This is a genomic window from Veillonella parvula DSM 2008 (assembly GCF_000024945.1).
GTDB classification, from domain to species: Bacteria; Bacillota; Negativicutes; order Veillonellales; family Veillonellaceae; genus Veillonella; species Veillonella parvula.
On sequence record NC_013520.1, the window covers coordinates 1295179 to 1307909 of the forward strand.

At 37.0% G+C, this 12731-nt stretch carries 12 protein-coding genes; 2 read left to right on the forward strand and 10 right to left on the reverse strand.

The annotated features are described in order from the left end of the window. Positions 1 to 86 precede the first annotated feature (86 nt). From VPAR_RS05720 to VPAR_RS05730, 3 genes are all read right to left on the reverse strand, one after another. Positions 87 to 941 (reverse strand): sirohydrochlorin cobaltochelatase, encoded by an 855-nt coding sequence (locus VPAR_RS05720; RefSeq protein WP_012864520.1) that lies wholly within the window; start codon positions 939 to 941, stop codon positions 87 to 89. A 206-nt stretch (positions 942 to 1147) separates the two neighbouring features. Then, on the reverse strand, positions 1148 to 2029 hold the full coding sequence (locus VPAR_RS05725) for a sirohydrochlorin cobaltochelatase (protein ID WP_004696252.1): 882 nt from the start codon (positions 2027 to 2029) through the stop codon (positions 1148 to 1150). Positions 2030 to 2441: 412 nt separating this feature from the next. After that, positions 2442 to 3293: a DUF805 domain-containing protein gene (locus tag VPAR_RS05730; RefSeq protein WP_169302144.1), complete on the reverse strand. Its 852-nt coding sequence runs from the start codon at positions 3291 to 3293 to the stop codon at positions 2442 to 2444. A 1342-nt stretch (positions 3294 to 4635) separates the two neighbouring features. Here VPAR_RS05730 and VPAR_RS05740 point away from each other — a divergent pair. Together VPAR_RS05740 and VPAR_RS05745 are read left to right on the forward strand one after the other, a co-directional pair. Further along, positions 4636 to 5625: a sirohydrochlorin cobaltochelatase gene (locus tag VPAR_RS05740; protein WP_012864523.1), complete on the forward strand. Its 990-nt coding sequence runs from the start codon at positions 4636 to 4638 to the stop codon at positions 5623 to 5625. A gap of 51 nt (positions 5626 to 5676) precedes the next feature. Continuing rightward, the gene (locus tag VPAR_RS05745; protein WP_012864524.1) at positions 5677 to 6618 is read left to right on the forward strand and encodes an ABC transporter substrate-binding protein; all 942 of its coding nucleotides are present in this window, start codon (positions 5677 to 5679) and stop codon (positions 6616 to 6618) included. Positions 6619 to 6686: 68 nt separating this feature from the next. On the opposite strand, the gene VPAR_RS05750 is transcribed toward VPAR_RS05745, so the two are convergent. The 7 genes from VPAR_RS05750 to cobM all read right to left on the reverse strand — a co-directional run bounded on the left by VPAR_RS05750 (position 6687) and on the right by cobM (position 12731). Beyond that, entirely contained in the window at positions 6687 to 7469 is a 783-nt protein-coding gene (locus VPAR_RS05750) for an ABC transporter ATP-binding protein (protein ID WP_012864525.1), read from the reverse strand. Then, entirely contained in the window at positions 7469 to 8464 is a 996-nt protein-coding gene (locus VPAR_RS05755; protein ID WP_012864526.1) for a FecCD family ABC transporter permease, read from the reverse strand. The genes VPAR_RS05750 and VPAR_RS05755 overlap by 1 nt, the downstream gene beginning before the upstream one ends. A 199-nt stretch (positions 8465 to 8663) precedes the next feature. After that, positions 8664 to 9329, reverse strand: a complete 666-nt coding sequence (locus VPAR_RS05760; protein ID WP_004696261.1) for a precorrin-8X methylmutase — start codon at positions 9327 to 9329, stop codon at positions 8664 to 8666. Further along, complete coding sequence (gene cobK, locus VPAR_RS05765; protein ID WP_008714166.1) at positions 9316 to 10104, reverse strand: precorrin-6A reductase; 789 nt, start codon at positions 10102 to 10104, stop codon at positions 9316 to 9318. Before cobK ends, VPAR_RS05760 begins: the two co-directional genes overlap by 14 nt. Further along, positions 10101 to 10790 carry a precorrin-3B C(17)-methyltransferase gene (gene cobJ / locus VPAR_RS05770; protein ID WP_004696265.1) on the reverse strand — a complete coding sequence of 230 codons (690 nt, stop codon included), beginning with the start codon at positions 10788 to 10790 and terminating at the stop codon, positions 10101 to 10103. Before cobJ ends, cobK begins: the two co-directional genes overlap by 4 nt. Positions 10791 to 10819: 29 nt before the next feature. Next, a complete protein-coding gene (locus VPAR_RS05775; protein ID WP_042466914.1) occupies positions 10820 to 11965 on the reverse strand; it encodes a cobalt-precorrin 5A hydrolase in 1146 nt (381 codons plus the stop codon). A 4-nt stretch (positions 11966 to 11969) separates the two neighbouring features. Further along, positions 11970 to 12731, reverse strand: coding sequence for a precorrin-4 C(11)-methyltransferase (cobM, locus tag VPAR_RS05780; protein WP_012864529.1), 762 nt, complete (start codon positions 12729 to 12731; stop codon positions 11970 to 11972).

Consider the following 12731-nt stretch of genomic DNA (forward strand, 5'->3'; position numbering starts at 1 on the left):
GGGTATCTCCTATTCTTATAGTCACACTCTATTTATAATTGCAATATCTTTTATTATAACCAATTTATACAATATATACAAAGATACTATTTAATATTTGGTATTGCAGGACGATGTGGGCTACGTTTGCCATACAAATCGTCGATACAATCTTGCACATGTTGACGGAAAATATCATGAATCGCTTCATATTCACCTAGAGCACTATGAATTGGTTTAACCTCATATCCTGCTTCAGCGAGTTCATTCACTATGCTATCCTCTTCGTCACCAAATAAATCATTTTGTGCATGATCCCCGAGTACCAATAATAAAGGATGTACATAAATTGTTTTCGGGCGTTTACCATCAAGCCATTCCCAAGGCATTGCTACATCTGACACATATGGTGCGTTTTCAAGTACAGCAATACGCACATTCGTAAGTCCATTACGGATTAGCTTAAACTGTAAATTACCATATGAAGAATTGCCAGAACCAAGACCTCCATGACCAACCAATAACAAACCATCATCTTTGGAAATATTAAGAGATTTAATGAAACGGTCAATCAAAATTTGGTAATCATCTGGATGCTCTTCTTGTCCCATGTAGTATACGAGAGGTCTACCTACACGCAACACTTCGAGTTGTCCTTCACCTTCATGAGCAAGGATATTATTTTTTAATTTATCGAACTCTTCACCACCGGTGAAATGAAGTGGCTGCACATATACATGTGTATAACCTTCTTGAATCAGTTTTTCTAACGCCCCTTGTTCAGTAGGAATCTCAATACCACGCTCACGTAAGCGCTTAACGATGATACGAGACGAAAAAGCTAATTCTACAGTATAATCCGGATACGATTTACGAATATGTTCTACTACAGAATCAATATTATGTTCACGAGCACTGTCCACAGTGGACCCAAAGGCAACAACTAAGATAGCTTGTTTCATGAATGTCTCCTTATATTAACTAATAATGTATCTTAATCATACCATAGACCATTCTCTAGGGGCATACCATGGTACGTATAAAATGGAAATTATTCTTATCTTTCATGGTAAAAGTAAAAATCCTTCTCATTGGATATCCAACAAGGAGGATTTTTATTAATGTGAAAGAGTGGAGTGTTGTATGTCTAATTATGTAATAACAAATATCAAGAAATCAAACCTTGCGCTTCCAAGCGAGAATTTGTCATGACAGGTTTTACAGATTCTCTAGGCATGGGCCGCTTCCGATCAGACATGCGGATAGCTTGACCTAAATGTTTCAAGAATAAATCTTGTACATGTGGGTTTTCCCCAAGCCCTTCATTCCAGATGTCAACATTGTAGCCTTCCTCAGCGAGTAAAGCATAAATGGAATCGGAGCGTTCACCGCCAAGGTAATCCATTAAATGTGTTGAACCTATGAGAGCCAATGGTACAACTAATAAATCTTTATGCCCCATACGATCCAAGAAAGTAAGAGCTTGTTTGAATGTAGGGAAACCATTTGTAGTAAATACTACTACGTTTGGCGCTGCTCCATACATCGCTTTTAATTGCAATGTACTGAACTCTAATTGATTTTGACCATTCGCCATGAGCACAACAGATTTATTAAGTGCTTTTGTATTAACGTGACGAACTATGCTTTCTAATGTTGCTTCATAATCATCGGCATAATTTTTTACACCTAAAGAGGTAAGCAATGGTTTACCAATATTAACCTGACTAAAACCATATTCATTGCTATGTAAAAATTTTAATGCTTGTTTGCGCATTTGTTGGTAGCACTGATCTGCCACCAAGGTAATAGGTTGAATGTACACCTCATCGATACCCATACGAGCGAAATCTTGCATAGCCTCTGTGAAAGAAGAAATCTTATCTTCGTATTTCTCATTCCACTTCTCTACTAATGCATCAGATAAGAATACGCGGCGTACCTCCATATCACTATACATGGAACGTACTTTTTTCTCTATACTGCCAATGGATTTCTCCACAGCATCTTGGTAAATTGATCCAAAGGATGCAATAATTATGCCTTTCATATGTGACCTCCATATTACTCATACATGAAACAACTTTCACAATTGAAAACTGTTATCAACTACTATGTAATAATAGTACAAGATTAATCTATAGAAGTCAATGAGAAAAAATATCAAAATCAAGCAAAATAATGTATAACCGATGTAACACCACATAAAACAAGTAAAAACATAACAATGAACTTAATTCGACCTATAAAGGTATCATACATTCTCTTGTCGCCAGCTGTGATTTTGCCTGAGCGATTATGACGCCATAGATCAAAGACACAAGCAACACAAAGAATAATAATTAAAATATACTTCAAATATGACGAGATAATTCACCATTAATAAGCCAAAGAGACCAATTACAATATTCTCAAACATACCAACCTATCAATTTTCTCTAAAAATAAATAAAAAATCAATTTCAGCATTTGATTGTATCATCATTATAGGTTGGCTTAAAAAATAGCATATATAAAACATATATGTTTACAATAGGAACTACTATAAAGAAAAGCCAAAGACCACTATTTCCACTATCATGAAGACGACGAACAAGTAAACTTATATAAGGTACTAATATAATAATAGCGACTAAGACGTCAATTATAAAAATATTAACAACATAACTATTCAATATATCAAATATATTTATATAACTTAATAACATTGATAGCACAGAAAATAGCATAGTAAATATCATCAGTTCATCTCTAGAAGATCGGCCCTCAAAATTAAAAATATCTTTAATGAGAATTTTTTGGAGAACTTCCATAAACTCAAACTTTTGCTCTTTTATAGCATTACCATGCCTTAATGTATCATCACAGTCCTTTTTACCAATTAAATTATTCCATAATTTTCTAATCTTAATCTTTATAATTTTAATATTTAAAGGATCCATTACTAAATAAGAGCCATCCCAAAATCCAGATGCAGGTCTATCACCATACGAATTCTTTTGACTTCCAGGAATTAAAAGTAATAAAAAAATCATTCTATTCATTACTATGAAAAAAAAGGGTTTATTAAGAGAAATAGTTGTATCTGATACCGCTAAAATATAATTACTAGGGCTTACAAAAAAATCACCACCACAATATAACGTAATAATGGAACTAATTATAACAACACATAGAATACCTATATATCTATGAATCCCATAATCTTGACATCGATATCCCAATACGACTAAAAACAATATATTAGTTATCATATCAATTCCATAAAAAAAGACGCTATATAATCTAGGGTTAACATAAAAACCTAAAGCCATTGTCATTAAGAATATAAATACTATCGCAGCATAATATGTTATTGCTGTTATAATATTTAAACGTCTATTTCTAAAAATATTAGAATCTCCTAATGCTCGTATATTAGCTTTGAATAAATTACAGTCATTAGGGATATTTATTTTAAGATGCATAATCTACCCTTTATATTTAGTAAAATTATTTTGAAAATCTGATTTACTCAATGGTATCCATCCTCCATTTACAATATTCTCAAACATATCTACCAATGATGTTAAACTCAAAGGAGTCCAACACCATGTTTTAATTAAGAATTATATTAAAATCTAAAAGAATACTATCCAAACCATCACTAATCCATATAAAAATATGATTGCATGAATTGTTAGAATTGAATTAATTATATTTTCTTTTTTCTCTCGTCGTCAGTATTTATATATTTATACCTATGTAACCATAATATACAACAATATATAATAACCGCTAATACCATACCTAAATAAAAATATGTATCTGATACAAAATAGTTAGTTTCATACAGTTTATTTATTAAGTATCCAGCAATTAATACAGCAAGCAATATAAACTCTATTAGGACTTGTGATTTATTCTTTGCTTTATACATAAGAAAAATATCATATAATAACCATATACTAATGCCTAAAATTAATAAATCATATATCATAATCTATTTCCTATTTCATAGAATATAAACCTAGAGGTCTTTTACAAATTGCCAAGATCCCTTACCAAACAATAAGTAAAAAAGCTTTTCTACCTATCCTAGTATTATGTAGTAGATCGTATACATTCTGTTTTAAAAGAATTTGTTCTCTCTCAAAAAAAACAAACATAGTCCTTCTCTCTTTTATATGATAATTTTATTTTACTAAAATTTTATATTTATATTTATTATATATCATATTTTGATGGGACGCCTACATAACTACAGTAATAAAAATGATGCCCTGTACTTGTGTAGCGACATCAGAAACGAGGAGCAAACAAATATAGGGCATCATTTTTAATATATTTGTAGTAATGTTATGGGGCCCCATCAAAATATGCCTAAATAAAGATCAAATAAAATCACTTATATATTCACATATTCATATCCTTATAACCAACAAGAATATAATTATAAAATGTACTATCATACTATATTCATCACATTAATTTATTAATACTTTCTTATTTTCTCTATACTTCTAGGGGTATAGGGTTTATTGACACTCCTTAGCCCCTCTGCTACGATTGATTTAAGGTTATATATATGCGATAAATCCATAGTTCTCATTATATTAGAACTATGTGAATGATTGCATATTAGTGTAGTTATAGTTATAAATTAGGAGTATAGAAATGAAAAAACAATTAGCTTTAGCATCCGCTATTCTAGGTCTTGCAGTATCCTTTGGTGCACCTGTTGTATCTAATGCTGCATACCAATTAAATCCTGAAGTAAAAGACCCTACTCCAGCATTAAAAGAAGCTTCTGCAATCGGTGTTCGTACACACAATACTGAAGCTTTACAAAACTTGCCAAACAAAGATGCTATGGTTGTTATGAGCTTTGGTACAACTTATAAAGATACTCGTGCGAAAACAATCGATGCAACTGTAGATGCTATTAAAGCAGCTCATCCAAACACAAAAGTAATTACAGCTTTCACAAGCCATATTATTCGTGATCGTATCCAACAAAAAGAAGGTATTACATACCCAACTCCTGAAGAAGCATTGGCTGAACTAAAAAAAGACGGTTACACTCGCGTTGCATTAGCATCCCTTGATGTAATTCCTGGTATGGAATACAACTACGATGCAGCAGTATATAATTTGTACAAAGATAATTTCAAAAAAATGACACTTGGTACATCTCTTATGTACTGGATGGGTCAAGAAAACCAAACTGACCAAGTTATTGAAACATTAAAAGCTGTTCAATCTCAATTCCCTAAATTAGGCAAAGAAGACGGTCTTCTTATCATGGCTCATGGTACTCCAGATCCTTCCAATGCTTACTATTCTGTAATTCAAGACCGCATCCATACTCTTGGTATGAAAAATGTATTCGTCTACACAGTAGAAGGTACTCCAAATCTTGAACAAGTTATCCCTCAATTAAAATTACATGGTATTAAGCACGTTACATTGATGCCATTCATGATGGTTGCAGGCGACCATGCAAACAATGACATGGCTGGTAATGAACCAGATTCCCATAAATCCATCCTTGAAAAAGAAGGCTTCAAAGTAGATACTTACCTTCATGGCTTAGGTGAAAATCCTAACATCCGTAACTTATTCGTTGAACGTGCTAACGAATCTTGGGACGCATTACAAAAATAATCAATCCATAATTTAACTAGTATCGTTATATAACGTACATAGGAGTACATCATGAAAAAACTACTACTTTGTAGTCTCACTTTGGTCATGGTTGTACTAGCAATAGCTGGGTGTGGTAAATCCACATCCAGCTCTTCTGCTACTACGAAGGAGTTGACCTTTAATGGTCAAACCTATACTGTACCAAAGGATCCACAAAAAATTGCTGTATTATCTAATTCTGTTTTATCTATGCTTTATGCTGTCGATGGTAAAGCCATTAGCCGTGCCAATACAACGGATAAATTAGCCCCAGAATTAGAAGCTCTACCCGCTCTTGGTCAAACTGCAAATATCAACATGGAACAACTATTAGGCTTGAAGCCAGATGTAGTATTGGGTTTAGTAAATCAACATAAAAAATATGAATCCCAATTACAAGCTAATAATATTCCAACCGTACTTTTTGATTACGATGGTATTAAAGATAATGTACCAATGTTAACATTCCTTGGCGAGTTAACCAATCATCAAGATAAGGCTAAATCTGTTATTAATACCTATGAAAGCAATATTACCAAGGTAAAAGATGCTGTTAAGAATCAACAGCCTGCACGTGTTGCCGTATTACGTGCCACAGGAAAAGGTGTAACTGCCGAAACTGATGAAGCAGTTACTGCATCTATGGTAAAAGAACTAGGCATGACAAACGTTGTTGCCTCCCACTTAGAAGGTACAACCAAGGATAAAACTGTCCCTTACTCTCTTGAAACATTGACTGCAGATAACCCTGATATTATCTTTGTTGTTACAATGGGTAAAGAAGAAGAAATTACAAAAGCTATGAAACAAGCTATGACAGATAATCCTGCATGGGCTAATTTAAAAGCCGTACAAAATAACCGCGTAATATACTTACCATCTAAACTATTCCTATTAAACCCAGGACTACAAACACCTGAAGCTATGACACGTTTAGTTAAAGAAGCATACGGTATTAATGTTACATTCTAACATATTGTATCATGCGAAAGAGGGCATCCCCCAAATAGGGAATGCCCTCTTTTTCTATTAGTATCAAGCTACTCAACTAATCCTATTACGCGCACATATTTTTTATTATCAAATGTATCAAGTTGTACATCTACAGAGAATACATCTCTAAACAACTCATCCGATATAATTTTACTTGTCTCTCCTGATGCTACTAAATGGCCTTCTTTTATAACAGCCATATAATGTGAATATTGAACCGCCTGTGTTAGTTCGTGAAGTACCATGAGAACGGTTAAATCTTGTTCCTTATTTAATCGTTTCAATAACTCCATAATTTCTAATTGGTGATTAATATCTAAATATGTTGTTGGTTCGTCTAAGACTAATAATTTTGGTTGCTGTGCTAGCGCCATAGCAATCCAAACGCGTTGCCGTTCACCACCAGATAGGGATGGGATTAATTGTTCTCGCAAATGATTCGTTTTCGTGATATGTAACGCATAGTCAACAATCTCACGATCTTCTTTAGCCGTGTTTTTCCACCATGTTTGGTATGGATACCGTCCACAATATACCAATTCTTCTACAGTCATATCCTTTGGCATATTCGGTACTTGTGGCAAAAATGCCATTTGCCGTGCCAGATTGTTTTGAGAATATGATTGTAACGGTTTATCAAATATGGTAATACATTCATGAGGGCTATAAATATATCCGATCATAGATCGTAAAAGCGTACTTTTACCACAGCCATTAGGCCCTATTAATGTCGTAATTTTACCGATAGGAACCGATACATTAATGTCATGTAGAATATGACGATTGCCAAGAGTTACGGATAACTGTTTTACATCAATAGCGGTATTCATTAGTTATCCCTCCTCAATAGATACAAGAAGAACGGCGCTCCAAAGAATGCCATAATAATGCCCACTGGTACCTCTATAGGGCTCCACATAACACGTCCTATTGTATCACTAACAACAAGAACTAGAGCGCCTAATAATGCGGATCCAGGCAGTAAATATGCATAGTCATTACCGATTATAAGACGTAACATATGGGGAATAACCAAACCTACAAATCCAATAAGCCCAGCTATACTTACAGCACCAGCCGCTAAAAGAGCAGCCACTGCAGTCATAATAAACCGTGTTTGTTCTACCTTAAGGCCTAATCCCTTTGCAGTTTCATCACCTAAGCTTAAAATGGTAAGTCGTTTAGCTCCTAAACAGGCAAAAATAAGACCAATTATAGCATATGGAAACAGCACTTCTACCTGAGGCCAACTGCGTGCAGCGAGTCCCCCTACCATCCAAAGCAATGCCCCTTGTACACGATCACCGAAGAATACAAGTAGTGCTGAAATACCTGAGCCTAAAAAGGCTGCGACCGCAACACCAGCTAAGATAATACGACTAGGTCGCACTCCATTTTTCCATGCTAGTGCATACACCATGAGTGCTGCAGCCATAGCACCTAAAAAGGCCACTAAAGGAACTATATGATCATACCCAGGAAATAAAATAAATATGATAACACCAGCCAGCCCTGCACCAGAGGATACCCCTACAATCTGTGGATCTGCTAGAGGATTTTTCATAACTGCTTGCAAAATTGCACCAGATACAGCTAGACAAGCCCCCACTAACGCAGCTACAATATTGCGAGGCAATCGAATATTCCAAATAATTTGTGAAGATGTGTCAGTTAGCTCACTAGACCATAATGTATGCCAAATCTCAGCTAATGATACGGATGTTGATCCCCAAATAAGAGATATAATCATGCTCATAATAACGGCGATGATTAAGATACAAATCACTGATACACGAAATAATTTTCGTTCATTACTAGATGCCATATGAACCCCCTCTCAAAACCTACCTAATGTAATATAAGTCTCTTATAAAATGAACTCTATTTTACAGATACTACATTATAAGAAATTTAATATAGCATAATTACTGTGTTTATCTAATTTATGTTTAGCAATTATTGTGAAAAATATATACAGTAAAACCCGAATCGCAAAACTACTAAAACACGATTCGGGTTTTGTACTATTTAGATTCTTTGCCTTCTACGAAAAGCATGTCATTGCGTTTTACGTCTGTGTAAAGTAATGCATTACATACGGAGGCAGCGATTGGGCTACCACCTTTGTTGCCTTTTACAGTGATGTAAGGAACCGGAGATACTTCCATCAGATAGTCTTTGGATTCTGCAGCACCTACGAAGCCTACAGGAATACCAATGATAAGAGCTGGTTTAATGCCTTCTTCTAAAGCAAGGCGCAATACTTCGTACAATGCAGTTGGCGCATTACCAATAGCTACGATTTGGCCTTCTAATTGTTTGCCAAATGTACGCATAGCTGCGATGGAGCGAGTCACGCCTAACTCTTTAGCCATTTTAGCTACGTTTTCGTCTTTAATCAAGCAGTGTACTTCGTTACCGCGAATTTTAAGAGCTGGTTTAGAAATACCTGTGCGAACCATTTCTACATCTGTATAAATATCTGCACCATTATCCAAGGCTTCAATACCTTTTTGAACAGCATCAGGGCTCATTTTTACAAGTTGAGCATATTCAACATCGCCAGACGCATGTACTGTACGAGATACAACGCGCACTTCATCATCTGTTAAGCCTAAATCCTTTACATAATCGTAAATGATTTCCATGCTTTTATCTTCAATAGCTTTAGGATTTTTAACGTAATCCATTAGTGTCCTCCCATAATTTAAAGAATTCATCATTTGATGATACCACGTGACTTTCAAGTTTAACACGCGGACGATCGATAACAATAACATGGATACCAAGATCCATAGCTGCTTGTAATTTTGTATCAGCACCACCTACAAGGCCAGAGTTTTTCATAACTACAACGCTTGCCTGTGTATCGTGGAACATGATGCGGTTCATATCATAAGAAAATGGACCTTGGACAGCAACAATGCGCTTAGGACTCACGTTGAGGTCTTCCATCATTTGTAACACCTCGGCGGTCGGCAAAATACGTGTCCATACTTCACAATCTTGTAAAGCCTCAGATTTAGCAAAGATGTGCATTGTCTTACTACCTGTGGTCAAATACACATGTTTGTTATTCTCCTTTGCCAATTTGCCAGCCAAATTAGCTGCTTCTACCTCATCCACTACGATATGCAATTTATCATAGTCTGGCAATGGCACCTCTTTACGTTCAAAGCGAACAAAAGGAATACCTTCAGCTTTTGCTGCATCTTGAGCCGTAGCTGTAACAATAGCAGCATACGGATGGCTTGCATCGATTAATAAACGTACGTTGTGTTTCTTAATCAAATTTTGCATAGCCTCTTGATCAAGACGGCCCGTATGAACAGTAATGCCTTTATGGGCAGCAAGCTCTGCCCCATACTGACTCACAACAGTAACGAGAACCTCTTCACCTGTCCGTTCTTGGATGTCTACCGCTAAGGTACGACCATCTAAGGTACCAGCGATGACCCAAATCATAATTTGTAGCCTCGAGGTGTAATCATGCGACCATTTTCAACATAGGTTTGACTATTGCCGATAATAACAAGTGTTTGCATATCCACTTCTTCGTTTGTGAAATTCTCAAGGTCAGAAATTACCATGTGTTGCCCTGGACGACCTGCTTTTTGCACGATACCAACAGGTGTTTTAGGATCGCGGTATTTAAGAACGATTTCACGAACTTCATCTAAATGAGTAACGCGTTTTTTACTGCGCGGGTTGTACAAGGAGATAACCATGTCACCTTGTGCACAAAGGTCAGCACGTTTTTTAATTAAATCCCATGGAGTCATCAAGTCACTAAGAGAAATAACTGCAAAGTCATGCATCAACGGAGCGCCTAAAACAGAAGCCGCTACGTTTACAGCACTAAGGCCAGGTACGATATCTACGGAAGGACGTTTTTCTGCTGGTACTTTATTAGCAAGTTCCAACACAAGACCTGCCATGCCGTATACGCCAGAGTCACCAGATGATACAACTACGACTTGATGGCCTTCTACCGCTAAATCAACAGCTTGTTGGCAACGATCTACCTCTTGCATCATGGCAGTGCCTACAGTTTCTTTACCTTCGATAAGGTCTTTAATCAAGTCAAGATAAGTCAAATAACCTACAACACGGTCAGCCGCTAAGATGGCTTCGCGCGCTTGAGGTGTCATGAACTCTTCATCGCCAGGGCCAATGCCAATTACTTTGATGTTACCTGTGCAATGGCTACCGTTGTTTTGGGATAAATTGTTTTGTGCTGTATTAGTGTTCGGCTCTTGGCCGCTAGTAATGCTGTTGTCTCGCATACGTTTCCTACTCCTATAGTTCCTTTTACAAAATTAGATTCTTTTAATTTTTCTTCTTCAATGAGTGGTGCCATCTCGTCTTGTGTATAGAACACGATAGGCCACCCCATAATTTGCATAGCCTCTAAGAGGCCTACTTCATCTTGTTTAACGATGACCGATGCCGCCTTTACAAGGCTCTTTGGTGAAAGCTTATGCGCTGTCAAAGATTGTTGAATGGCGTCAAGGATCAATTCCTTTGGCGTATCTCTACGACATCCAATGCCAATCGTATACGTACGAGGGCGTAAAATCAATTGATGACCATGCTCAGTAATCACCTTATCGGTAATTACAACCCGAGATGAACCCTCTTTAGCACTATCATTTTTACATGGGATAGACTCTAGTTGCTCCAAAGAAACAACGTGAACTATGCCATGTTCACCAATATGAGCTTTCGCAGCTTGTTCTAGTTCCTCTGCATTCGGTAAGCTTTCATCGATATAATAATCAACACGCTCTCCCCCAACGATGGCAGAGTTCACATTGATTAAGGTTTGAAAATCATCTACCAACAGATGCTCGTGGCGCGCTAACACATCAGGCGCTGGCAATCCGTTTACATCCGTTGCAGTTGTAATAACAGGGTCCGCATCGATGGCCAGTGAAATGGACTGTGTCCATTCGTTGGCACCCCCAAGGTGACCAGATAATAAACTGATTACATGGTGCCCTACTTCGTCCATTACGACTACCGCAGGATCCTTAGATTTATGCTCAATATACGGTGCAATCATGCGTACTACAATACCGAGTGCCATGATGCATAATACTTGATCGTAATCCTTAAAAATCTGTCCGATATGGCTTTTGAGGGAATCAAAATAAATAGCCTCACCTCCAGAGGGACGGGTTTCCTTTTCAAAGCAATCTGCATGAGGTGCCACCAAAGACTTGATACGTTGACCTAGCTTTGCACCTCGTTCAGATACAGAAAGAATAGCCGTTCTATTCTTCTTAGCTCCCGTCATAGGCACAACAGTTTCTAGTTCTTTCATCATATTAGTCCTTAGCACTGCGGTACATGTGAGCGAAGCCTTTGTCATAGAGTTTAGATAATTCATATTCACTATCTAACACATGGCTTACTACGATCATAGCTTGGCGCAATACACCTTCTTTAGCTACGATGTCCGCAATGGTCTCCAATGTGCCACGAATAATGCGTTGGTCTGGCCAAGAAGCTTTTACCACGATAGCCACTGGAGTCGTTTTGTCATAACCGCCCTCGATGAGTTCAGCTACAACCTTATCTAACATTTGAACGCTAAGGAAAATACACATTGTCGCTTCATGAGATGCTAACATGCGCAATTTTTCCTTTGGAGGCATCGGTGTACGACCTTCCATACGCGTAATAATGACTGTTTGAGATACATTTGGCAATGTATATTCTTGTTTCAATGCCGCAGCTGTAGCAAGGAAAGAGCTTACACCTGGTACGACTTCATAAGAAATCCCCATGCTAGCAAGTGCATCCATTTGCTCTTGAATAGCACCGTAAATAGCAGGGTCACCTGTGTGAAGGCGAACTACGCTTTTACCAGCCTCAACAGAAGCTTTCATAACAGCCAATACCTCATCAAGGTTCATAGTAGCACTGTTATGGATTTCACAGCCTGGTTTACAAGCCTCTAAAATGGCAGGGTTTACCAAGGAACCCGCATAAATTACAACATCTGCCTCTTGCACTAAACGATACCCTTTGCGAGTAATTAACTCAGGATCCCCAGGGCCTGCGCCTACAATATATACGTCAACCAT